The organism is Rhodococcus sp. NPDC059179 (assembly GCF_042754885.1).
Classification (GTDB): Bacteria; Actinomycetota; Actinomycetes; order Mycobacteriales; family Mycobacteriaceae; genus Rhodococcus_G.
The window spans coordinates 54,442-75,677 of the sequence record NZ_JBHZBV010000017.1 but is presented as its reverse complement, the minus strand read 5'-3'; the positions used below and the strand labels follow the sequence as shown (position 1 = coordinate 75,677).

At 68.8% G+C, this 21,236-nt stretch carries 23 protein-coding genes, 1 tRNA gene and 1 pseudogene; 17 read left to right on the top strand and 8 right to left on the bottom strand.

The window, feature by feature from the left end; translation table 11 throughout:
• Window positions 1–209 precede the first annotated feature (209 nt).
• Together rpsR and rpsN are read right to left on the bottom strand one after the other, a co-directional pair.
• Complete coding sequence (gene rpsR / locus ACFXMV_RS22150; RefSeq protein ID WP_027500792.1) at window positions 210–473, bottom strand: 30S ribosomal protein S18; 264 nt, start codon at window positions 471–473, stop codon at window positions 210–212.
• 20 nt (window positions 474–493) lie between these two features.
• Window positions 494–700: pseudogene (rpsN, locus tag ACFXMV_RS22145) on the bottom strand (30S ribosomal protein S14); the annotation flags it as partial.
• A 124-nt stretch (window positions 701–824) separates the two neighbouring features.
• On the opposite strand from rpsN, the gene ACFXMV_RS22140 reads away from it, so the two are divergent.
• The 9 genes from ACFXMV_RS22140 to ACFXMV_RS22100 all read left to right on the top strand — a co-directional run bounded on the left by ACFXMV_RS22140 (window position 825) and on the right by ACFXMV_RS22100 (window position 9,614).
• On the top strand, window positions 825–1,436 hold the full coding sequence (locus tag ACFXMV_RS22140; RefSeq protein WP_378500799.1) for a trimeric intracellular cation channel family protein: 612 nt from the start codon (window positions 825–827) through the stop codon (window positions 1,434–1,436).
• A 65-nt stretch (window positions 1,437–1,501) separates the two neighbouring features.
• Entirely contained in the window at window positions 1,502–2,194 is a 693-nt protein-coding gene (locus tag ACFXMV_RS22135) for a response regulator transcription factor (RefSeq protein WP_378500800.1), read from the top strand.
• Window positions 2,194–3,681 (top strand): ATP-binding protein, encoded by a 1,488-nt coding sequence (locus ACFXMV_RS22130; protein ID WP_378500804.1) that lies wholly within the window; start codon window positions 2,194–2,196, stop codon window positions 3,679–3,681. Before ACFXMV_RS22135 ends, ACFXMV_RS22130 begins: the two co-directional genes overlap by 1 nt.
• 108 nt (window positions 3,682–3,789) lie before the next feature.
• Window positions 3,790–5,178 (top strand): S1C family serine protease, encoded by a 1,389-nt coding sequence (locus tag ACFXMV_RS22125; protein ID WP_378503606.1) that lies wholly within the window; start codon window positions 3,790–3,792, stop codon window positions 5,176–5,178.
• Between the two features lie 110 nt (window positions 5,179–5,288).
• Window positions 5,289–5,786, top strand: a complete 498-nt coding sequence (locus tag ACFXMV_RS22120; protein ID WP_378500802.1) for a molybdenum cofactor biosynthesis protein B — start codon at window positions 5,289–5,291, stop codon at window positions 5,784–5,786.
• Between the two features lie 622 nt (window positions 5,787–6,408).
• Entirely contained in the window at window positions 6,409–7,080 is a 672-nt protein-coding gene (locus tag ACFXMV_RS22115; protein ID WP_378503605.1) for an MspA family porin, read from the top strand.
• A 103-nt stretch (window positions 7,081–7,183) separates the two neighbouring features.
• Window positions 7,184–7,861 (top strand): MspA family porin, encoded by a 678-nt coding sequence (locus ACFXMV_RS22110; RefSeq protein WP_378502168.1) that lies wholly within the window; start codon window positions 7,184–7,186, stop codon window positions 7,859–7,861.
• A gap of 291 nt (window positions 7,862–8,152) precedes the next feature.
• Entirely contained in the window at window positions 8,153–8,830 is a 678-nt protein-coding gene (locus ACFXMV_RS22105) for an MspA family porin (RefSeq protein WP_378502167.1), read from the top strand.
• Window positions 8,831–8,933: 103 nt separating this feature from the next.
• Window positions 8,934–9,614, top strand: a complete 681-nt coding sequence (locus ACFXMV_RS22100) for an MspA family porin (protein ID WP_378502166.1) — start codon at window positions 8,934–8,936, stop codon at window positions 9,612–9,614.
• An 81-nt stretch (window positions 9,615–9,695) separates the two neighbouring features.
• On the opposite strand, the gene mscL is transcribed toward ACFXMV_RS22100, so the two are convergent.
• The 4 genes from mscL to ACFXMV_RS22080 form a co-directional block, all read right to left on the bottom strand.
• Window positions 9,696–10,088: a large conductance mechanosensitive channel protein MscL gene (gene mscL, locus ACFXMV_RS22095; protein ID WP_378501603.1), complete on the bottom strand. Its 393-nt coding sequence runs from the start codon at window positions 10,086–10,088 to the stop codon at window positions 9,696–9,698.
• Between the two features lie 96 nt (window positions 10,089–10,184).
• The gene (locus ACFXMV_RS22090) at window positions 10,185–10,874 is read right to left on the bottom strand and encodes an SAF domain-containing protein (RefSeq protein WP_378501604.1); all 690 of its coding nucleotides are present in this window, start codon (window positions 10,872–10,874) and stop codon (window positions 10,185–10,187) included.
• Between the two features lie 87 nt (window positions 10,875–10,961).
• Window positions 10,962–11,261, bottom strand: coding sequence for an FmdB family zinc ribbon protein (locus ACFXMV_RS22085; protein WP_378501605.1), 300 nt, complete (start codon window positions 11,259–11,261; stop codon window positions 10,962–10,964).
• A gap of 88 nt (window positions 11,262–11,349) precedes the next feature.
• Window positions 11,350–11,943: a 5-formyltetrahydrofolate cyclo-ligase gene (locus ACFXMV_RS22080; protein WP_378501606.1), complete on the bottom strand. Its 594-nt coding sequence runs from the start codon at window positions 11,941–11,943 to the stop codon at window positions 11,350–11,352.
• An 88-nt stretch (window positions 11,944–12,031) separates the two neighbouring features.
• Between ACFXMV_RS22080 and ACFXMV_RS22075 the strand changes: the two genes are divergently transcribed.
• From ACFXMV_RS22075 to ACFXMV_RS22045, 7 genes are all read left to right on the top strand, one after another.
• Window positions 12,032–12,952 carry a UTP--glucose-1-phosphate uridylyltransferase gene (locus ACFXMV_RS22075; RefSeq protein WP_378501607.1) on the top strand — a complete coding sequence of 307 codons (921 nt, stop codon included), beginning with the start codon at window positions 12,032–12,034 and terminating at the stop codon, window positions 12,950–12,952.
• Between the two features lie 23 nt (window positions 12,953–12,975).
• The gene (gene glp, locus ACFXMV_RS22070; RefSeq protein WP_378503604.1) at window positions 12,976–14,235 is read left to right on the top strand and encodes a gephyrin-like molybdotransferase Glp; all 1,260 of its coding nucleotides are present in this window, start codon (window positions 12,976–12,978) and stop codon (window positions 14,233–14,235) included.
• 30 nt (window positions 14,236–14,265) lie between these two features.
• Window positions 14,266–14,895, top strand: a complete 630-nt coding sequence (locus ACFXMV_RS22065; RefSeq protein WP_378501274.1) for a GNAT family N-acetyltransferase — start codon at window positions 14,266–14,268, stop codon at window positions 14,893–14,895.
• A gap of 184 nt (window positions 14,896–15,079) precedes the next feature.
• Window positions 15,080–15,829 carry a gephyrin-like molybdotransferase receptor GlpR gene (gene glpR / locus ACFXMV_RS22060; RefSeq protein WP_378501271.1) on the top strand — a complete coding sequence of 250 codons (750 nt, stop codon included), beginning with the start codon at window positions 15,080–15,082 and terminating at the stop codon, window positions 15,827–15,829.
• A gap of 1 nt (window position 15,830) precedes the next feature.
• The gene (locus tag ACFXMV_RS22055) at window positions 15,831–16,541 is read left to right on the top strand and encodes a phosphoglycerate mutase family protein (RefSeq protein ID WP_378501272.1); all 711 of its coding nucleotides are present in this window, start codon (window positions 15,831–15,833) and stop codon (window positions 16,539–16,541) included.
• A gap of 121 nt (window positions 16,542–16,662) precedes the next feature.
• Window positions 16,663–16,738, top strand: a tRNA-Ala gene (locus tag ACFXMV_RS22050).
• 424 nt (window positions 16,739–17,162) lie between these two features.
• On the top strand, window positions 17,163–18,587 hold the full coding sequence (locus tag ACFXMV_RS22045) for an Ig-like domain-containing protein (RefSeq protein WP_378501273.1): 1,425 nt from the start codon (window positions 17,163–17,165) through the stop codon (window positions 18,585–18,587).
• A gap of 97 nt (window positions 18,588–18,684) precedes the next feature.
• Here ACFXMV_RS22045 and ACFXMV_RS22040 read toward each other — a convergent pair whose 3' ends face one another.
• Window positions 18,685–20,454, bottom strand: coding sequence for an AMP-dependent synthetase/ligase (locus tag ACFXMV_RS22040; RefSeq protein WP_378501878.1), 1,770 nt, complete (start codon window positions 20,452–20,454; stop codon window positions 18,685–18,687).
• A 32-nt stretch (window positions 20,455–20,486) separates the two neighbouring features.
• The gene (locus ACFXMV_RS22035; RefSeq protein WP_378501879.1) at window positions 20,487–20,684 is read right to left on the bottom strand and encodes a hypothetical protein; all 198 of its coding nucleotides are present in this window, start codon (window positions 20,682–20,684) and stop codon (window positions 20,487–20,489) included.
• Window positions 20,685–20,898: 214 nt separating this feature from the next.
• On the opposite strand from ACFXMV_RS22035, the gene ACFXMV_RS22030 reads away from it, so the two are divergent.
• Window positions 20,899–21,042, top strand: coding sequence for a hypothetical protein (locus ACFXMV_RS22030; protein ID WP_378501880.1), 144 nt, complete (start codon window positions 20,899–20,901; stop codon window positions 21,040–21,042).
• The last annotated feature ends 194 nt before the right edge of the window (window positions 21,043–21,236 follow it).

Here is a 21,236-nt window from a genome sequence, read left to right as displayed (position 1 = left end):
CCCGACACACGAGCCGAAACAACTTCCGATTACGCGCCAATCCCACCGGCCGACCCCCTCATGATCAGTTGTTGCTCTGACCATATGAATCTGCGCGAGTGCGGGCGCGGGTAAGTGCCCGCTCGGCGATGGGGCACTGGCACCACCGCCCGGGAACGCAGAAGGCCGCGCAGTCCTTGCGGACTGCGCGGCCTCGGCTTCTGCGCTGACTACCGGCTGGTGCTGGTGAACGGCAGCAGGGCCATCTCGCGGGCGTTCTTCACCGCGACGGCCACCTGACGCTGCTGCTGCGGGGTCAGGCCGGTGACGCGACGGCTGCGGATCTTGCCGCGGTCGGAGATGAACGTGCGGAGCAGGTTCACGTCCTTGTAGTCGACGTGCGTGATCTTCGCCGCGAAGAGCGGGTTCTTCTTGGGCTTGCGGCCCGCGTCGGCGCCGCGCGGCTTCTTGGACGGGGCTCTCTTGACTGCCATTGCTTCCCTTACGGCTCGAATTACCAGCTGGACTTGCGGACGCCTGGCAGTTCCCCACGATGGGCCATCTCGCGAACGCGCACGCGGGACAAGCCGAATTTCCGTAGGTGACCTCGCGGACGTCCGTCCGCAGCGTCACGATTTCGCAATCGTACCGGACTGGCGTCGCGCGGCAGACGCTGCAGGGCGGCTCGGGCGGCCGTGCGCTCCTCGTCGCTGCTCGACGGGTGCTGATCCGACACTGTCCGAATGTCACATTGGTTCACTCAGCACGAATCGATGTGACATTGGGGAGGTCGGGGCAGCGCGTCTGCGGACCGGGGTGCGGACCGCCCGTGGCACCCTGGACCGGTGCTGCTCAAGGTGCTGGAGTTGATCGGCGTCGTGGCGTTCGCCGCCTCCGGCGCCCTCGTCGGCGTCAGCAAGCGCCTCGACATCTTCGGGGTGTGTCTGCTCGGGGTGTTCACCGCGATCGGCGGTGGTGTCATCCGGGACGTGCTCCTCGGCATCCATCCGCCGACCGCGCTGAACACCTGGCCGATGTTCACCACCGCGCTGCTGACCTCGTTGGTGGTCTTCTTCCTGCACCCGACGGTCTCCAAGCTGCGCCGCGAGATCCTGGTGCTCGACGCGGTCGGCATGGGTCTGTTCGCGAGCAGCGGCGCGGTCATCGCGTTCGCGGCAGGCGCAAGCAATCAGGCCGCCTGCCTGATCGGTGCGACCACAGCGATCGGCGGCGGCGTCCTGCGCGACATGCTCGTCAACGAGATGCCGCTGCTGCTGCACCGCGACCTGTACGCGGTGCCCGCGCTGGTCGGTTCGACGGTGACGGTGGCGTTCCTGGAGTTCGGGCTCACTCCGGACGTCGGGCTGGTGGTGGGCACCGTCTCCGCCTCGACGATCCGGCTGCTCGCCCTGTGGCGGCACTGGAACCTGCCGGGCCCCCGGATCTCGGAGGGCTGAGATCACGAAATGACCGCCCCCGCCCGGACCCCTCTCAGCGAGATCTCAGTTCGTGGGTTCAAACTGTGACCATGCGCATTCTGGTGGTCGACGACGACCGTGCCGTGCGGGAATCCCTCCGCCGCTCCCTCACCTTCAACAGCTACACCGTCGACCTCGCCGTCGACGGTGTGGATGCGCTCGAGAAGGTCGCGGCGTCGCGGCCCGACGCACTGGTCCTGGACGTGATGATGCCCCGGCTGGACGGACTCGAGGTGTGCCGTCGTCTGCGCAGCACCGGGGACGACCTGCCGATCCTCGTGCTGACCGCGCGGGATTCGGTGTCGGAGCGGGTGGCAGGCCTCGACGCCGGAGCCGACGACTACCTGCCCAAGCCGTTCGCGCTCGAGGAGTTGCTCGCCCGGCTGCGTGCGCTGCTGCGTCGCGCCACCCCCGGCGTGGGCGACGAGTCGGAGGCGCTGGCGTTCGAGGATCTCACTCTCGACCCGGTCACCCGCGAGGTCACCAGGGCAGGCCGTTCGATCAGCCTGACACGCACGGAGTTCTCGCTGCTCGAAATGCTGATGGCCAATCCGCGCCGGGTGCTCACCCGCAGCCGCATCCTTGAGGAGGTGTGGGGCTATGACTTCCCGACCTCGGGCAACGCGCTCGAGGTGTACGTGGGCTACCTCCGGCGAAAGACCGAGGCGGAGGGGGAATCTCGCCTGATTCACACCGTTCGCGGTGTCGGCTACGTGCTCCGGGAGACGCCCCCGTGATGGTTGCCCCCTTCGGCAGGAACGGCGCCGCGACGAACGCAGGCGGCGCCAACGGCGAGCCGACGCCGATGCCCGAGATGCGGCCACCGATGCCGTTGACCCGGTCGGTGTCATTGCGCTGGCGGGTCACCCTGCTCGCGGCATCGGTGGTGGCCATCGCGGTGGCGGTGATGGCCGTTGCCGCGTACGCGGTGGTCTCACGCGCGCTCTACGCCGACGTCGACTCGCAGCTGCGTACCCGCTCGGCCACCCTGATCGACAACAACCTCGACGCGATGGACTTCCGGTACATCTCGCTGGCCACCTTCTACTCCAACGACATCAGTGTCGCGCTGATCTTCCCGGATCTGAACGTGTACATGCCGCCCGGATCGAACGCGCCGATCGGTGACGCCGAGATGTCCGTGGCCAGGGGTGAACACGACTCCGCCCTGCGCACGGTCGACGGTCAGCGGGTGCTGACCCAGAAGACGAATCTCGGCAGCACGCTTGTGATCGCGCAACGCCTGGCCGCGACGGGGGCGGTGCTCGACCGGCTCGCCTGGGTGCTCTTCATCGTCGGCGGTTGCGGCGTCGGATTCGCCACCCTCGCCGGAATGGCTGTGGGACGCACCGGGTTACGCCCGATCGCTCGGCTCACCGCGGCCGCGGAGCGGGTGGCACGCACCGACGACCTCACCCCGATCCCGGTCACCGGCAACGACGAGTTGGCCCGGCTGACCGTGTCGTTCAACACGATGCTGCGGGCGCTCGCCGAGTCGAGGGACCGACAGAGTCGGCTGGTCGCCGACGCGGGCCACGAACTGCGCACCCCGCTGACCTCGCTCCGCACCAACATGGAGCTGCTGATCGCCTCGGGACGACCTGGGGCGCCGCACATTCCGGACGAGGACATGGCCGAACTGCGCGCCGACGTCATCGCGCAGATCGAAGAGCTCTCCACCCTGGTCGGCGACCTCGTCGATCTCGCCCGCGAGGATGCGCCCGAGACGGTGCACGAGCGGATCGACCTCAGCGACACCGTGGAACGCTCGCTCGAGCGGGTCCGTCGGCGGCGCAACGAGGTGGACTTCGAGGCCCAGACGACCCCGTGGTTCGTCTACGGCGACGGCGCGGGACTCGCGCGGGCGGTGCTGAACGTGCTCGACAACGCGGCCAAGTGGAGCCCGCCCGGCCAGGCGGTCCGGGTCCGGATGCAGCAGCTCGATCGCGGCCACCTCGCGTTGACCGTCGCCGACGCGGGCCCGGGCATCCCGGAGGAGGACCGGCAGCTGGTGTTCGAGCGGTTCCACCGGTCGACCGCGGCCCGATCGATGCCCGGATCCGGGCTTGGTCTGGCGATCGTCCGGCAGGTCGTGGTCAAACACGGCGGAACGGTCGAGGCGGGTCGGTCCGAGCGCGGCGGCGCGCTCATCACGATCGTGCTGCCGGGCGAGGCCGAATTCGTGCCGGGGGACCAGGCGAACGGCAGGATCTCGGCAAACTGACAGCCTGATCTCAGGACCCTCTCAGACCGCTCGTGCACAGTCGTGAGCAACGAGATAGAACGCAGTGCGCTCAGGTGCGCACAGGGGAGAAACGGATACCAGCCAGCGATGACCGACGACCGCCAGCCGAATCACACGCCGCCCACCAACGAGCAGGCCCAGCCGCAGCCCATCCATCAGTCGACCGCGCCGACCGTCGGAATGCCGCAGGCGGGCTACGAGCCGCCGTCCGCCGACGCGACGGCGGCGTACCCGCAGTACCAGCAGTCGTACCAGCAGCAGGGATACCAGCAGGCCCCGTACGGTGCGTACCGGCCGACCGAGCAGTACCCGACCGCGGCAGGTGCCGCCCCGACCATGGACGCGGCCACGACCGGCGCCGTCGCCAAGCCCAAGTCCTCGCGCGCCGCCATCGCCGCGGGGGCGATCGCCCTGGCCCTGGTCAGCGGCGGCATCGGCGGGATCGCAGGCGCCTGGGCCTCGGGCGACGGCGGCGGCCCGGTGACGAACTCGCTGAACGCCCCGAAGGCAAGCGCCAAGCAGGCCGCGAACGCGCCCGCGGGGTCAGTACAGGCAGTGGCCCAGAAGGTGCTCCCCAGCGTGGTGCAGATCCAGGTCGCGGGCAACCGGGCCGAGGGCGAGGGCTCCGGCGTCATCCTGTCCTCGGACGGGCTGATCCTGACCAACAACCACGTCGCGGCGGGTGCGGGCCCGGACGGCAAGATCATGGTCGCGTTCTCCGACGGGTCCACCGCCGCCGCCAAGCTGGTCGGCACCGATCCGATGTCGGATCTCGCGGTGATCAAGGTCGAGGGCAAGACCGACCTGACCCCCATCGAGCTGGGCAGCTCGGCCGATCTCCAGGTCGGCGAGGGCGTCGTGGCGATCGGGTCGCCGCTGGGGCTGGCGGGCACCGTCACCAGTGGCATCATCTCGTCCCTGAACCGCCCGGTGTCCACCAGCGGGGAGGCGGCCAACCAGAGCACGGTCATCGATGCCATCCAGACGGACGCCGCGATCAACCCCGGCAACTCCGGCGGCGCGCTGGTCGACATGGAGGGCAGGCTGATCGGCATCAACACGGCGATCGCCACCCTCGGCGGCGCCCAGGCGGGCGGCCAGCAGGGCGGCTCGATCGGCCTCGGATTCGCGATCCCCGTCGACCAGGCCCGCCGCATCGCCGACGAGCTGAGCAAGACCGGCAAGGCCTCGCAGGCGATCATCGGCGTCACGGTGGCCTCCAACGACGATTCGCACGGGGCAGGCGTCAAGGACGTCTCGCCGGGTGGCCCCGCCGAACAGGCCGGGATCCCCGGGGGCGTGGTGATCACCCGCGTCGACGATCGGGTCATCGACAGCGGTGACGCACTGATCGCGGCGATCCGTTCCCACGCGCCGGGGGACAAGGTGGAGATCACCTACACAGACGCGAAGGGTCTGGGCGGCAAGACCGTCGAGGTCACCCTCGGCACTGCCCCGACGCAGGGCGGACGCTGATGTACCCGGCGAACGGCCGCGCGCAGCAGCGCGGCCGTTCGTCCGCCGCGATCCGTCGGATTCACGGGCGGTCGGGACCGACCCCGGAGCTGGGCACTACCGTAGGAGTCATGGACATCGAAGCCACACTTGCCGGCCGGGCCCTCGTCGTGATCGTCGACGACCGCGCCGCCCACGGTGCAGAGGTCGACGCGATCGGACCGCTGGTCACGGAGTTGCTCGGGGAGGCCGGTTTCTTCGTCGACGCGACCGTTGCGGTGTCCGCGGACGAGGTCGAGATCCGCAACGCGCTCAACACCGCGGTGATCGGTGGTGTGGACCTGGTCATCTCCGTCGGTGGAACCGGGGTCTCGCCCCGCGACGTCACCCCGGACGCCACCGCCGCGGTGCTCGACCGGGAGATCCCGGGGATCAGCGAGGCGCTGCGCTCGTCGGGACTGGCCGCCGGTGCGCTCGACGCCGGGCTCTCCCGGGGGCTGGTCGGGGTGTCCGGCAGTACCCTGGTGGTGAACCTGGCATCGTCCCGAGCGGCAATCCGCGACGGGATGGCCACGCTCACCCCGCTCGCCGGTCACGTGATCGGGGAGCTCTCCGGGATAGAGGACTAGTCATCACCGACCGCGCCGAGAACACCCCCAGCCGGGACCCGATCGATCGGGCCCGGCTGGCGCGCATTTTCGGCGATGTACTGCCCGAGACCACCAGGGACGAGCGTTCCGACGGTTCGGCCGACGAGGCCTCATCGGGCGACGACTGGCTGCGGCGACAGGTTCCCCCGCACCACGGCTGACCCGGCAGACGATTGCCGACGGCAAATCGGACGTGCCGCGACATTGACGGTAATGAAACGCCGGGTGAACACTGCCCCCTCGGAATTGCCGGTCCGCCAGGTACGTGCCCGAAATGGAATTCGAAACGCATCGTTGACAAAGTGATGCGCCTCACTCATCTTTCCGCTACTTCATACGTTGCCATGCTGGTCAGGCGTGGTTAATCTCCTCGGCGAGTCAGTACAGGAACGGGGTCGGCGGACCGAAGAAATGCGTGTGCGCCGGGACCTATTCCCCCGAATTCGGGGGAAATATCTCCGGTGAATCTCAGCCCGCATTGATCACCTCGAGTTCACCTCGCGGCCACCATTGTTGGTAATACTTCGCCGGGCCGTATGGACCACTCATCAGCCTCGGCGGTCGAGGCCTGAGAAGTATCAGAACCTTATGAGGGGAACGAATGAGCGAGAACCGCAAGTCCGGTCTGCGCCGTGGCGCCAGTGTTGTGGGCGTCGGTGCCGTTGCTGCGGTGGCGATCGGCCTGATGTCGTCCGGTGCGGCTCATGCCGACACCTTCGTGCCGCTGCCCGACGGGCAGAAGGCCGGACCGGGGGCGGTCGTCTCCCGCACCGGTGAGAGCGCCCTGATCTCGCCGTCGCTGTCCGCCAACGGCGCCGGACGCGTGGCGTGGGTCTCGGGCACCGTCACCGCGGACGTCAAGGGCATCACCAAGGAAGGCGAGGCGGGGCCGTACAACGGCGCCACCAACGACCGGGGCACCAACAACTCCTCCACCCACGGTGTCTCGAGGATCAGCACCGGCTACATCGTCGGCTGCCAGGTCGACATCACCGGTCTCGGCGGCTCCATCGGCGGAGGCATCAGCCTCGAGGGCCCGTCGGTGTCGGGTTCGCTGACCGTGCCGATCTCGGCCGGTCAGGTCAAGTTCGTGAACGTCGCGGGCAAGGACATGAAGAAGAACGGCAAGTACTCCGTGCAGTACCAGGACACCCAGCTGGAGATCCAGAACTGCGGCGGCTACGCCCAGGCCCGCTCCTACACGGTGGTCGAGATCGTCGGCGACAACTACTCCAAGACCACCCTGTACGGCCAGCCGTTCAGCATCGGCTGACGCGCGGCTGCGCCGCCCGTGCGCGAATTTCACCCCAGCTGGGGTGCAAATCGCGCACAGTCCACACCTTGAACTTGAAACCTGAACCCTCAGAGGGGAATTCATGAACGCCAGTAAGACCGGCCTGCGCCGCGGGCTGCAGATCGCCAGCGTCGGTGCCACCGCCGCCATCGCCATCGGCTTCTTCTCCGCAGGTGCGGCGAGTGCCGACACCTTCGTCCCGCTGCCCGACGGCTCGATCACCGAGACCCTCGTCGATGGCACTGTCGTCACCGTCAGCATGACCGGCGAGTCCGCGAACATCTCCGGCTCGATGGGCTCGACGCCGCTGCACCGCAACGTCTGGGTCTCCGGCTCGGCGAAGGTCGTGCTCTCCGGAGCCAACGCCGACGGCGCCAAGATCGAGCCCGGCTACGTGGTGGCCTGCCAGCTCACCCTCGGCGGCAAGGCCGGCGGTGGCGCCGGCCTGAAGGCCGATTTGGCGAAGGAAACGGTCAAGCCGTCCGCCGAGACCACGGGCAGTGTGACCATCGGCCCGGGTCAGGCGAAGAACGTCAAGATCCTCGACCTCGAGAAGGCCGACGACTTCGGCGGTGAGTCGCACTCGGGCGCCAACAGCTTCAAGGGCAAGAGCGGCAGCGTCACCTGGGCCGACTCGACCATCGGCGTCGAGGGCTGCGCCGGGTACGCGCAGGCTCGCTCCTACGTGAAGGTCACCGCCAACACCAAGAACGTCAGCAGCACCATCACCCTGTGGGGACAGCCGTTCAGTCTCGGCTGATCAAGCAGCGCTGATCACCCGCCTGAATCACGAAACGGCCAAGGCCCAATCACGGGCGGGTCGAGGACCAATCACAACTGTGTGATCGACCGGCACAAGCCGGGGACGAAACGGACATTTCCGACGTCCCCGGCTTTTTGCTGTTATCTGGGTCACCCGCACAGTTAATGATGTGTAAAAGTGAGGTTTCCGATCTATTCGCAGGCTGTTTAACCCTTTAGCTTTGCGGGGCAACCGTGCTCACCGCCTCCTCTGGCGAGGGGTGAGCGCAAGAACCTGTGAGGGGATTCAATGAGCGAGATCCGTAAGCGTGGCGCACACCGCACCCGCGCCATCAGCATGAGCGCCGGTGTCGGTGCTGCCGTGGTGGCGTTCGGCCTGATGTCCACCGGCGCGGCGCATGCCGACACCTTTGTGCCGCTGCCGGATGGCCAGAAGGCCGGTCCGGGTGCGGTCGTCGGGCGTACCGGCGAGAGCGTCCTGATCTCGCCGTCGCTGGCCGCCAACGGCGCGGGCCGCGTCGCGTGGGTCTCGGGAACCGTCACCGCGGACGTCACCGGCGTCTCGGGCGAGGGCGAGGCGGGCCCCTGGAACGGCGCCACCAACGGCAAGGGCACCAACAACTCCTCCACGCACGGCGTCTCCCGGATCAGCACCGGCTACATCGTCGGCTGCCAGGTCGACATCACCGGCCTCGGTGGCTCCATCGGCGGCGGCATCAGCCTGGACGGTCCGTCGATGTCGGGTTCGCTGACCGTCCCGCTCGCGGCGGGTCAGGTCAAGTTCGTGAACGTCGCGGGCAAGGACATCAAGAAGAACGGTAAGTACGCCGTGCAGTACCAGGACACCCAGATCGAGATCCAGAACTGCGGCGGCTACGCCCAGGCCCGCGCCTACACTGTGGTCGAGATCGTCGGCAACGACTACTCCAAGACCACCCTGTACGGCCAGCCGTTCAGCATCGGCTAGCGAGGCGGCTGCGCCGCCCGTGCGCGCGTGTCACCCCGACTGGGTACAAATCGCGCACAGTCCACACCTTGAACTTGAAACCTGAACCCTCAAAGGGGAATTCATGAACGTCTCCACCACCGGCCTGCGTCGCGGCCTCAAGATCGCGAGCGCCGGCAGCGCCGCCGCCATCGCCCTCGGCTTTTTCTCCGCCGGTGCGGCGCACGCCGACACCTTCGTTCCGCTGCCCGGCGGCACCATCTCCAAGACCCTCGCCGACGGCACCGTCGTCACCGTCACCATGACCGGCGAGTCTGCGAACATCTCCGGCTCGATGGGCTCGACTCCGCTGCACCGCAACGTGTGGGTCTCCGGCTCGGCCAAGGTCCAGATCGCCGGCGGCTCCGGCGCCGAGGGCGGCGACATCGAGCCCGGCTACGTCGTGGCCTGCCAGCTCACCCTCGGCGGCGAGGCCGGCGCAAACACCGGACTCGAAGCGGACATGGTGGAAGGGACGATGACACCGTCCGCCGGGACCACGGGCGCTGTCTCCATCGGACCCGGCGAGGCCGCGAGCTTCACGGTCCTCGACCTCGAGTCCGCCGACGACTTCGGCGGCGAGTCGCACTCGGGCGAGCACTCCTTCGAGGGCGCCTCTGGCAGCGTCACCTGGGCCGACTCCACCATGAGCGTCGAAGGCTGCGCCGGCTACGCCCAGGCCCGCTCCTACGTCAACGTCACCGTCGACACCGAGAACGTCAAGGGCACCGTCACCCTGTGGGGCAAGCCCTTCAGCATCGGCTGACCAGCAGTTCGGCTGAGTTGAAATACTCTGGGCCCGTATCGAATTCGGTACGGGCCCGGAGTGCTTTCGAGCACCGGCGCGTCAGCTCCGGTGTCGCGCGGTGTCGCTGCCCAGCAGGTCGCGGATCTCGGTGAGCAACTCGATGTCCGTGGCCTCCTTCTCCTCCTGGTTCATGTACCGCTCCTTGGCGTGGTTGTAGGGCACGATCAGGATGAAGTACACGACCGCCGCGATGATGATGAAGTTGATCCCCGCGGTGATCACGGCGCCGATGTTCACGAACGTCTCGGGACTGTCGGTGATCTGGAAACCGAAGCCCATCTCATTGGAACCGCCGAGCGCGGCGATCAGGGGTTCCACGATGTTGCCGGTGAATGCGGTGACGATCGCGGTGAAGGCCACACCGATGATCACCGCCACGGCGAGGTCGAGCACGTTTCCCTTGAGTAGGAAGTCCTTGAAGCCCTTCAGCATGAGTTGGGTCTCCGTTCCGTCGGCCAGCGATGCTCTCGGATAGGAAAAGGCTAGGGACCGCGTGGGCGATGGCGCAACCGGGAACGGGTCCTGAGGTCAGTGGAAGGTGACCGTGAGCGCGGTCGACAGCGAGGCCGCCGCGACCGTTGTCGCCTGGTCGGAGGGCAACGCGAGCATCACCACGCGCTCCCGCGCGCCGTGCCCGGAGTCGTTGGGGGATACCAGGATCACCGTGGCGGCGGAGGCGAGCACCCTGGCAGCCGGCGCCGGTCCATCGGTGTCGGCGTCGACGGTCAACACGTCCACCCGATCGCCCTCACGTAACAGGTCGGTCACTTCGGGGTCGGCCAGACGGATCGGGACGACTCTGGCGTCGGAGGAGTTGGTGGCTGCATTCGCCAGACGTGGTCCGAGCATCCGGACATCGGTCAGGGTCTCACCGGCCCTGGCGGGCCCGGTCAGGGTGTGGCCGACCGCGTCGTCGAGGGTGCGGAGGGCGCCCACGGGCACCGTCGCGGCGACCAGTTCGACGAGTCGCACGTCGTCGGCGCCCAGGATCAGACCCGGCGTCAGGTCGTGTGCGGCAGCCACGACGGCGACCCGGTCGTCCGCCGGGTCGCCGCGCAACAGCAGGACGACGGCGGTCAGCGCCAGCGCGGCGGCGAGCACCCGGCGCACGGCCGTGACGCGGGCAGGCCCGGGTCTGGTCAGCCTCGAGAGTCGATCGGCCCAGGTCGGATCGAGACGCTCGGCGCGACTGCTGCCGGGGCGGGGTGCGCGGTCCATGCGACCACGCTAGGGGCGCAGCCGACGGCCATCACCGCCGCGGAGGCGTCCCTGTGGATGAATCCGGCGGCTGTGGAGAACGTGGGACTAGCTGGCAGCGGAGGTCGCACCGGCGCTCGCGGTGGACGCCGACGCGCTCGTCGATGCGCTGCTCGTGGGGGCCGAGGCCGAGGAATCGGACTTGGCGGGCTCGCTGGCCGTGCCGCCGCTGCCCCGGCTGTCGGTGCGGTAGAAGCCGCTGCCCTTGAAGACGATGCCCACGGAGTTGAACAGCTTGCGCAGCTTGCCGGAGCACTCGGAGCACACGGTCAGGGTGTCGTCGGTGAAGGACTGCACGATGTCGAACCGGTTGCTGCATTCGGTGCAGGCATACGAGTAGGTGGGCACTGAAGGATCCTCCGCACGGGGTACTCAGGCCTGGGTGGTGATACGGCAGGCGTTAGCACTTTACAGTCAGGAGTGCCAACGCCGGTAATCAGCTTCCTATTCCCAGCGCGCGGAGCCCGCCGACCGGGGTGAGCACCCAGCCGACCCGGACGTCGTGAGACTCGTCGGGCAGCTCGGCGACCACCTCGTCGTCGCGAACCACCGCGATCAGGCGGGCGGTCGGATCGGCCAGGCCGAGGGTGCGGTCGTAGAACCCCGCGCCCCGGCCGAGCCGGACGCCCCGATCGTCGACCGCGAGCGCCGGGATCAGGATCGCCGCGGCCTCCGAGATGACGGACGGTTGTAGGTGCGGCTGACCGGGTTCGCGCAGGCCGAAGGGGGCGCCGACCAGCGCGTCGGTGCCCTGATACTCGGCCCAGTGCAGCGGGCCGGGGTCCCTGGCGACGGGCAGCAGGATCCGTGCGACCCGGGGCACGAGCGCGTCGAGGAGCGCCGTCGATCCCGGCTCGGTGCCGACCGGGACGAACGCGCACACGGTGGCCGACGGCCCGAGTTCGCCGCCGAGATCCGACGCAGCCGCGGCGAGGGCGCGATCCTCGGCAGCCCTGGTCTCGGGGTCGCGTGATCGCCGTCCGGCGAGCACCTTGGCCCGCCACTGCGCCTTCGTCGCCGCGTTCGTCATCGTTGCCACCCTGTTCCCCTGGTCCGCGGCCTCATGGTCCTAACCCTAGAATCCGGAGCGCACGGACGAGATGGATAGGGTGTGTTGCATGACAGAGGCCGGCACCAACAAGAACAGGCACTTCCGCACAGCGGTTGTGCCCGCAGCAGGCCTGGGCACCAGGTTCCTGCCCGCGACCAAGACGGTGCCGAAGGAACTGCTGCCGGTGGTGGACACCCCTGGCATCGAGCTCGTCGCCGGTGAGGCCGCCGATTCCGGCGCCACCCGGCTGGTGATCATCACCTCGGAGGGCAAAGACGGCGTCGTCGCCCATTTCGTCGAGGACCTGGTTCTCGAGAGCAAGCTCGAGGCCAGCGGCAAGTCGCACCTGCTCGAGAAGGTCCGGAAGGCGCAGGGCCTGCTCGAGGTGGAGTCGGTCATCCAGGACGAGCCGCTGGGCCTGGGCCACGCCGTCGGCTGCGTCGAATGCGTGCTCGACGACGACGAGGAGGCGATCGCGGTGCTGCTGCCCGACGACCTCGTCATGCCCCGCGGGGTGCTCGAGACGATGTCCCGGGTCCGGGAGAAGCGCGGCGGCAGCGTGCTGTGCGCCATCGACGTGCCCAAGGATCAGGTCAGCGCCTACGGCGTCTTCGAGGTCGAGGAGGTGCCGGACGCGACGAATCCGGACGTCCTGCGGGTCACCGGGATGGTCGAGAAGCCGAAGCCGGAGGACGCGCCGTCCACCTTCGCGGCCGCGGGCCGGTACCTGTTGGACCGGGCGATCTTCGACGCGCTGCGCCGGATCACCCCGGGCCAGGGCGGCGAGCTGCAGCTGACCGACGCGATCGCGCTGCTGATCTCCGAGGGGCACCCGGTTCACGTGGTGGTGCACCGCGGGTCGAGACACGACCTCGGAAATCCCGGAGGCTACCTGCGGGCTGCGGTTGACTTTGCCCTGGACAGTGAAGAATACGGTCCTTCCCTGCGCGACTGGCTCACTCAGAGACTGCAGCAGACGGGACCTTAGTGGGGTCGGGAGGCGGCGACTACATGCGCTCGGTTGAGGAGCAGCAGACGAGGGTGACGGCCGCCGCGGTCGCGCCCCGGCCGGTCCGGGTGGCGATCTCGGAGGCTCAGGGTCTGCTGTGCGCCGAAGAGGTGGTCACCGAGCGCCCGCTGCCAGGGTTCGATCAGGCCGCGATCGACGGCTACGCCGTGCGCAGTGTCGATGTCGCGGGCGCGGGCGGGGACAACCGGGGCGACGGCGGTGAGCCGGTCGAGGTGACGCTGCCCGTGGTCGGCGAGGTCGTCGCCGGTTCGCGCCAACCGATCCGGCTGCAACCGCGGCAGGCCGTGCGGGTGGACACCGGCGCACCGCTGCCGACCCTCGCCGACGCGGTGCTGCCGCTCGATCGCACCGATGGCGGCCTGAACCGGGTGAAGGTGCTCCGCCCGGTGCGATCCGGCGATTACGTCCGGCGCATCGGCGACGACGTGCAGCCCGGCGACGTCGCGGTGCGGGCGGGCACCATCATCGGCGCGGCCCAGGTCGGCCTGCTCGCGGCGGTGGGACGCGACAAGGTGCTGGTGCATCCGCGCCCGCGGCTGTCGGTCATCTCGGTCGGCGGCGAGCTGGTGGACGTCGACCGCACCCCCGGGCCCGGGCAGGTCTACGACGTGAACTCGTACGCGCTGGCCGCGGCCGCGCGCGACGCGGGCGCCGACGTGAACCGGGTCGGCATCGCGGGCACCGACCCGCGTCGGCTGCGCGAGGTGGTCGAGGGTCAGCTGATCCGCTCGGAGATCGTGATCATCGCGGGGGCGGTCGGGGGCGGGGCCTCCGACCAGGTCCGGGAGGCGCTGCGTGATCTCGGCGACCTCGAGGTGGAGCGGGTGGCCATGCACCCCGGGTCGGTGCAGGGCTTCGGCCAGCTCGGCCGCGACGAGGTGCCGACCTTCCTGTTGCCGTCGAACCCGGTCAGCGCGCTGGTCGTGTTCGAGGTGATGGTCCGGCCGCTGATCCGGATCGCGTTGGGCCGCAGGCAGCCGATGCGCCGGGTGGTGACCGCCCGCACGGTGGCACCGATCACCTCGATCGAGAACCGCAAGGGATTCCTGCGCGGGCAGCTGATGCGCGACGAGTCGACGGGGGAGTACCTGGTGCAGGCGCTCGGCGGCGCGCCCGGCTCCTCCTCGCACCTGCTGGCGACGCTCGCCGAGGCGAACTGCCTCGTCCTGGTCGATCCGGAGGTCACGGAGGTCCGGACCGGCGACGAGGTCGACGTGGCCTTCCTCGCGCAGCGAGGCTGAGTGTTGGGAACGCCGCTGCGCAAGTACTCGATGCATCCCGGTTGGCCGGCGCATCTCGGGCCGCTCACCGTGGGTGCCGGGCGGGTGACGCTGCGCCCGATCCGGTTGCGCGACGCCGCCTCTTGGAGCCGGATCCGGATCCGCGACCAGGCGCATCTCGAACCGTGGGAGCCGACCGGCGAGGGGCCGTGGGACGGCCGCCATCACATTGGGAACTGGCCCGGGCTGTGCGGCTCGCTGCGCTCCGAGGCGCGCAAGGGCCGGATGGTGCCGCTGGTCATCGAGCTCGACGGAAAATTCTGTGGGCAGTTGACGATCGGAAACGTCGTGCGTGGGGCGCTGCGATCCGCATGGATCGGCTACTGGGTGACCAGGGAGGTGGGCGGCCAGGGGGTGGCCACCGCCGCGGTGGCACTCGGGCTCGATCACAGCTTCGGCGCGCTGGGGCTGCACCGGGTGGAGGCAACCGTGCGCCCGGAGAACCTGGCGAGCCAGGCGGTGCTCCGCAACGTCGGGTTCCGCGAGGAGGGACTGCTGCGGCGGTACCTGGACGTGGACGGGGCGTGGCGCGATCACCTGCTGGTCGCGATGACGCTCGAAGAGGTCGAGGGCACCGTGAGCGACCGGTTGGTCCGGGCGGGCAAGGCAGCGTGGGGATGACGCGCGGACCCGGTCGACTCCTATCTGGCGGGTAGTGCAAAACACCAACGGGTCGAGTGACTATTGTGACTGTTGGGAAAGTTGAGTCGGCGCGTCTGCGGGGAACTGCGCGCCGTGGCAATTAGCCTGAGTGGGCTGATTGAGTCAAATGTGCTGGTAGACGACTGGGAGGGAGGTCGCCGGTATGCCGAACTCGATCCTGTGGATCGCATTGGTCGGGATGTGGCTCTTCGTGCTGCTGCCCATGCAGGCGAAACGTCGCCCTCGGATCCGTCAGACCACCGATGCAGCGCTGGCGACCCGTGTGCTCGACCGCGACCACCTCGCGCGTCAGCAGCACCGCGGTCCAGCCTCAGGACACCGCAGCGACCCGAACTGGCGCCGCGAAGACACTCGCCCCAGGTATGCGGAGGACCGCATGGACACCCACGTAGAAGTCGACGAGATCGACGACGAGCGGGCCGCGGCTCGTGAGTACGTCCCGCAGCGCCGCGGGCGCGGCGGGTTCGACCCAGAGGCCGACGCCATCGCGCGGGCCGCGCGGTACGGCTTCCGTCAGCGCGCCGTCCTCGGCCTGCTCCTGCTGTCGATCATGTCGGCGGCACTCGCGGTCATCATCTCGCCGATGCTGTGGTGGGTCGCTGCTGCGGCCGTTGCAGGCCTCGGCGGCTACCTGGCCTACATGCGCAGGCAGGTCCAGTTCGAGCAGGAGATCCGTCGGCGCCGGATGGCGCGGCTCGGCCGCTCGCGGCTCGGGGTGGAGTCCCGCGAGGACGACGAGCTTCGGCTGATCCCGGCCCGCCTGCGCCGCCCGGGCGCGGTGGTGCTCGAGGTGGACGACGAAGACCCGGTGTTCGAGCACCTCGATCACTACGACATCGGGTTCGGGGAGGAAGCGGCGCCCGAGGAGATGCGCCGGGTCGTCGGTCAGTAGCTTGACCGGCACGGCCGAGGGTGCCGGCCCCGAGCGGATCGTGTTGCTCCGGCACGGCGAGTCCGAGGCGAACATCGATCCCGGGATCTACGAGCGGGTGCCCGACTATCGGATCCCGTTGACCGCGCGCGGTGTCGAGCAGTCCAGGGTCGCGGGGGAGCGGCTCCGCGAGCAGTTCGACGGCCAGAAGGTCTGCGTGTACGTCTCGCCGTACCTGCGGGCCTACCAGACCCTCGAGGCGCTCGGCATCGACGACCTGATCGAGCGCCGGATCGAGGAACCCCGTCTGCGCGAACAGGACTGGGCGAACTACCAGGACCCGGACGAGATCTCCCGGCAGACCGGGCTGCGCAACACCTACGGTCACTTCTTCTACCGGTTCAACGAGGGTGAGTCGGGTGCGGATGTCTTCGATCGGGTGAGCACCTTCATGGAGACGCTGTACCGGCACCGTGCCAAGCCCGGGTTCCCGCCGAACACTCTCGTCGTTACGCACGGGCTGACCATGCGGCTGTTTTGCATGCGCTGGTTCCACTGGTCGGTCGAGTACTTCGAGTCGCTGAACAACCCGGGCAACGCCGAGACCAGGACCCTGGTGCGACAGGCCGACGGCCGGTTCGCGCTGGCCCAGCCCTTCGACCAGTGGCGCGCGGTCCCGCAGGGGCAGACGATCCTGGACTCCACACGGGGCGGTGTCGACCTCTCCGGCTGAGGGTCCGCCCCGCGGTCGGAAACCGTGCCGGTGCCAGGCGAATCCCGTCCGGACCTGCCAATTTTTTCTGTGGCGGGCCGGGCTGCTACAGTTGCCGAGCGTTCCTTCGGGGGCGTGGTTCGGGGCTGTGGCGCAGTTGGTAGCGCGCTTCGTTCGCATCGAAGAGGTCAGGGGTTCGATTCCCCTCAGCTCCACCAGTCGAAAGGCGCTTCTCCTCCGGGAGGAGCGCCTTTTGCGTTGTCCGGCGCACCACGGGTGTACGGCAGGTCACACGGCGGCGGCACGCGCATCCTGTTGGTGGGCATGCTGGGCATTGCGGCTGTGCTGGTGGGAGATTGGGCGTGGCTTGGTGGTCATGGGCCGGCGGGCGTTGCCGCGATCGGGTCACGTGATCGTCGTCGTCCATCTGCCCCGCTGATCGGCTCGGCGAGGCACTGTCAGACGACTGTCCATGTCATTCACAAAAGAGACATTGGACACATTGCGAATGTGATCTACTTCATGTCGCCTCAGCGGCCCGGGACGTCATCGCGGTGCGACGGAGGGGTGCTGGTCAATACAAATATCTGGACGGCAGGGACGGTTCTCGATGTCCTCGGTCGGCCATGTGGAGGGAAGTGTATGTCTGACAAGAGCATTCGTCGCGTGGTCGGTGGGGCTGGCGTGCTGGCCTTGTCGGCCGGGTTCGCGGCCACGGTCGGTGCGGGCGTCGCGGGGGCTGCGCCTGCGAGCGTGACGTGGGACGACGGCAACGAGCGGATCACCCGCACGATCAGTGACGTGAACCCTGCGGAGGGCGACGTCATCACCTCGACCACCAAGTTCGATCGCACCGGTGGTGTCGTGGAGTACATCCAGCAGGTCAAGGACGTACACCCGACCTGCCTGACCTTCGTCGAGGGCTCGGCGAAGGTCGACGGGTCGCCCAGGGGCCTGGACAGCCAGGGGCCGGAGTTCGCGAAGGTCGCCGGCAGCTGGGCGCTCTACCCTCACATCGAGCCGAACGTGCGTACCTTCGAGTTCTCGTACAAGGTCGGGGCGGACTGCGCCCGCGGTGTGCCGCTGGCCACGACGACGCACTACAACGGCACGCTCGGTGAGGGCGTCTACCAGGACAAGGGCCCTGCGGTCACGGTCCGGATCAACACCTCCACCACGGCTCTGGCCACGCCGTCCGACGTGCAGGTCGGGCAGTCCGTACCGCTGAAGGCGACCGTGACCGGTGGCGCAGAGGGCAACAATGTCGAGTTCTACGACGGGGCAGTGAAGATCGGCGATGCCGCGCTGAACGGGGCCGGTGAGGCGACCTTCAACTGGACGCCCACCACGCGCGGCGCGCACGGCCTGTCCGCCAAGTTCCTGGCCACCCCTCGGGCCGAGGGCTCGCAGTCGCCTGTGCAGACCGTGCAGGTCTCGCAGGCCGATGCCGTGTCCTCGACAGTGCTCGCCCCGGTCTCGGGCGCGGAGGTCGGTCGGTCCACGGTGCTGAAGGCGACCGTGTCGCCCGCGGGCGCAGGTGGCACCGTCGCGTTCAAGGACGGCGCGGCGACGCTGGCCGACGTGCCGGTCGACGCCAACGGCGTGGCCACCTACACGTGGGTGCCGTCGACCGCGGGTAGTCGCACGATCGCCGCGACGTTCTCCGGGCGCTCCGGCGTCACGGGGTCGACGACCACCGCGACGGTGACCGTGGCGGAGGCCCCGGTGGGCAACACCAACTCGACCACCGTGCTCACGCTGGGCGGCGCTCCCAAGGTCGGTGTGGCGCAGACGGTCTCGGCCCAGGTGACTCCCGGCAACGCGGGCGGCACGGTCACCTTCAAGGATGGTGACATCGTGATCGGCACCTCCCCGGTGAACGAGAGCGGTCAGGCCAGCCTCACGTGGACGCCCGCGAACGAAGGCCAGCGCGTCATCACTGCCGAGTACTCCGGTGCGGGCACCGTGAACGCGTCCGCCGACCAGGAATCCGTGGTCGTGGCGCCGGGCGGCGGCGTTGGCACCCCCGGTGGCGCCGGCAGCCTCGGATCGATCTTCGGATCCTGATCTGGATCCGCCGGAGCGTAGCCGGCGGAGCGACCCGAATACGCAGATGTGGCCCCTGACGATCACCGTCAGGGGCCACACCCGTGTGGCGGGCCTGTCAGCCTGGGTAGAGCGCCTCGATCTCGCGAGCGTATTTCGTGTCGATGGGCCGCCGCCGCAGCTTCATCGTCGGGGTGAACTCGTCACCGCCCGGCTCCCAGATCGCCGACAACAGGGTGAACCTCTTGACCTGTTCGACGCGGGATAGCTTCTCGTTGGCCGCCTCGACGGCGCGGTCGATCTCCGCCCGCACCAAGGGGTTCGACGCCAGGTCGCCGGGCGAGCCGTTGTGGATGCCGTTGCGGGTGGCGAACGCGGCCGCGGCGTCGGGGTCCAACGTCAGCAGGGCGACGACGTAGGGGCGGTCGTTGCCGATCACCACCGCGCCGCCGATCAGCGCACTGGCCGCGCGGATGGTGCCCTCGATGTTCGACGGCGACATGTTCTTACCGCCGGCGTTGATGATCAGTTCCTTCTTCCGGTCCACGATCCGGACGTAGCCGTCGTCGTCGATGGTCGCGATGTCGCCGGTATGCAGCCAGCCGTCGTCGTCGATGGCCTCCGCGGTCTTTTCTGGGGCTCCCCGATAGCCCTTCATCACCATTGGACCGGAGACCAGCAGTTCGCCGTCTTCCGAAAGCTTGAGCTTCGCGCCCTTGACCGCCTGGCCGACGGTGCCGATCCGGATGGCTCCGGGCCGGTTCACCGTGACTCCGCCGGTGGTCTCCGACAAGCCCCACGCTTCGACGCACGGGATGCCAAGCCCGAGCACGAATTCCAGCACGTCCGGCGACAGCGCTGCGGCCGCCGATATCGCGATCCGTACCCGATCCAGCCCGAGCTTCTTGCGGACGGCCCCGAGCACCAATCGGTCGGCGAGGGCGTGCTGGATGGTCAGGGTCCGCGGCACCGGAGCCCGATCGGACTCCAGCCGGGCCTTACGGCGGCCGAGTCCGACGGCCCACGCTGCCATCTGCCGTTTCGCCGCGCTGGGTTCGTCGGCCAGCGCCTGCTCGATCGCCGCCTTGACCTTGTACCAGACCTGCGGGACCGCGAGTAGCACCGTGGGCCGAGCGTCCGGCAGCGCCGTGATCGCCTGCTTCGCATCCGCGAGGGTGGTGAGCTGGAGGCCGCAGTTGAGACTGCCGTAGTGAAAGAGTCGGTTCGCGATGTGCGCGTCGGGCAGGTAGGAGACGTGCCGGTCATCCGAGCCCCAGTCCTCGATAGCCCTGATCGCGTCGTACTCGGCGAGGATGTTCGCGTGGGTGATCTCCACCCCCTTCGGCGGCCCCGTCGTGCCGGAGGTGTAGATGAGGGTGAGCAGGTCGCCGGGTTCGACGGCCCGCCAGGACGCCTCGAAGTCGAAGTCCGGGTGGCCGTTCGCCTCGAGGTCTTGCAGGCTCATGGTGTCCACGGGAGTGCCGTCGATGCAGACCACGTGCTCGACGGCGGTGCCGGCGCGGGCCCTCTCGATCACCGGCAGGAACTGCTCCTCGCAGATCATGACCTTGTTTCCTGCATTGGTCAGCACGTAGTTCAACTGCTCGGCAGCGAGGCTGTTGTAGACCGAGAACGGGGTCGCCCCGGCGTGCAGGGCACCGGTGTCGACCAGGTGGAACTCGGGCCGGTTGGTCAGCATGATGCCGACGGTGTCGCCGCGCCCGACCCCGAGCTTTGCCAGTCCTGCGGCGATCCTGCGGACCCGTTCGGCGTAGAGGCGCCAGGTGATCACGACGCCGTCGCCGGGAGTCCGGAGCGCGACGGAATCCGGGTAGCGCGCGGCTGTCGACTGGAAGGCCTCGCACAGTGTCTGCGGTGGCGTGTTCATCGTGCTCCTCCTTGAGATTGTTCTCGCACTTCTCAGGCCCGGTACATCCGACGAAACAGCTTGATCGCCCGGTCGGTGTAGGGCGGGTAGGCAGGCCTGGTCCGGCCAGGGGCGAAGGTCACGCGCAGCGCCGCGACGACGTCGGGGATGGCGGTGTCCGAATGCGTGGTGTCGGCAGCGGTCGTGGGTGCGACGGGCGCGGGTGGGTCAGTTGTCCCGATACGTGTCATTGGCTGCCTGCACGAGCCGTCGTGCGGTTCGTGCGCGCGCGTCTTCGCGACCGTCCTCGCGACCGTTCGACCGGGGCGCGAGGCCCCCGAATGCATGTGATCAACATTGGTCGCGCTCGGCGTGGCAGTCAAGGCCCGGGTCGCCGCGGTGTGCCGGATTCGTTACTGGCCCCGGGCCGCCGGGCCGGGCACACTTGGTGACATGGATCACAGGATGACCGACAACGAATTGCGCAAGGCGATCGGGACGTTGCGGGATCGAGCGGACGAGGCTCGCCGCCACGGGGATCCGGAGGGTGCGGACGCGATCGAGAAGACGATCCGGGACTACCAGGACGAGATGTCGACCAGGCTGTGACGCCTGTGACGGATGAGACGCGTCGGCATCAGTCGGCGTGAAGCGCTCAGGCCGGGTGTCCGGTCGCGCTGGGCGACGCCGTTAGCCCGCGGTTCGCGGTGAGCTGCACAACCGTCCAATTTCTTCTGCGAAAACCACGTCGGGCGCGGGGGTCGCGTGGTCTACTTCTGCTCGATTCTGTGCACGCCGACGGC

What these genes read in the sequence shown, in the direction of transcription:
- rpsR (WP_027500792.1), bottom strand. Translation starts at nt 473, where the DNA reads ATGGCAGTCAAGAGAGCCCCGTCCAAGAAGCCGCGCGGCGCCGACGCG.
- ACFXMV_RS22130 (WP_378500804.1), top strand. Translation starts at nt 2,194, where the DNA reads ATGGTTGCCCCCTTCGGCAGGAACGGCGCCGCGACGAACGCAGGCGGC.
- ACFXMV_RS22125 (WP_378503606.1), top strand. Translation starts at nt 3,790, where the DNA reads ATGACCGACGACCGCCAGCCGAATCACACGCCGCCCACCAACGAGCAG.
- ACFXMV_RS22120 (WP_378500802.1), top strand. Translation starts at nt 5,289, where the DNA reads ATGGACATCGAAGCCACACTTGCCGGCCGGGCCCTCGTCGTGATCGTC.
- ACFXMV_RS22115 (WP_378503605.1), top strand. Translation starts at nt 6,409, where the DNA reads ATGAGCGAGAACCGCAAGTCCGGTCTGCGCCGTGGCGCCAGTGTTGTG.
- ACFXMV_RS22110 (WP_378502168.1), top strand. Translation starts at nt 7,184, where the DNA reads ATGAACGCCAGTAAGACCGGCCTGCGCCGCGGGCTGCAGATCGCCAGC.
- ACFXMV_RS22105 (WP_378502167.1), top strand. Translation starts at nt 8,153, where the DNA reads ATGAGCGAGATCCGTAAGCGTGGCGCACACCGCACCCGCGCCATCAGC.
- ACFXMV_RS22100 (WP_378502166.1), top strand. Translation starts at nt 8,934, where the DNA reads ATGAACGTCTCCACCACCGGCCTGCGTCGCGGCCTCAAGATCGCGAGC.
- mscL (WP_378501603.1), bottom strand. Translation starts at nt 10,088, where the DNA reads ATGCTGAAGGGCTTCAAGGACTTCCTACTCAAGGGAAACGTGCTCGAC.
- ACFXMV_RS22090 (WP_378501604.1), bottom strand. Translation starts at nt 10,874, where the DNA reads ATGGACCGCGCACCCCGCCCCGGCAGCAGTCGCGCCGAGCGTCTCGAT.
- ACFXMV_RS22080 (WP_378501606.1), bottom strand. Translation starts at nt 11,943, where the DNA reads ATGACGAACGCGGCGACGAAGGCGCAGTGGCGGGCCAAGGTGCTCGCC.
- ACFXMV_RS22075 (WP_378501607.1), top strand. Translation starts at nt 12,032, where the DNA reads ATGACAGAGGCCGGCACCAACAAGAACAGGCACTTCCGCACAGCGGTT.
- glp (WP_378503604.1), top strand. Translation starts at nt 12,976, where the DNA reads ATGCGCTCGGTTGAGGAGCAGCAGACGAGGGTGACGGCCGCCGCGGTC.
- ACFXMV_RS22065 (WP_378501274.1), top strand. Translation starts at nt 14,266, where the DNA reads ATGCATCCCGGTTGGCCGGCGCATCTCGGGCCGCTCACCGTGGGTGCC.
- glpR (WP_378501271.1), top strand. Translation starts at nt 15,080, where the DNA reads ATGCCGAACTCGATCCTGTGGATCGCATTGGTCGGGATGTGGCTCTTC.
- ACFXMV_RS22045 (WP_378501273.1), top strand. Translation starts at nt 17,163, where the DNA reads ATGTCTGACAAGAGCATTCGTCGCGTGGTCGGTGGGGCTGGCGTGCTG.
- ACFXMV_RS22040 (WP_378501878.1), bottom strand. Translation starts at nt 20,454, where the DNA reads ATGAACACGCCACCGCAGACACTGTGCGAGGCCTTCCAGTCGACAGCC.
- ACFXMV_RS22035 (WP_378501879.1), bottom strand. Translation starts at nt 20,684, where the DNA reads ATGACACGTATCGGGACAACTGACCCACCCGCGCCCGTCGCACCCACG.
- ACFXMV_RS22030 (WP_378501880.1), top strand. Translation starts at nt 20,899, where the DNA reads ATGACCGACAACGAATTGCGCAAGGCGATCGGGACGTTGCGGGATCGA.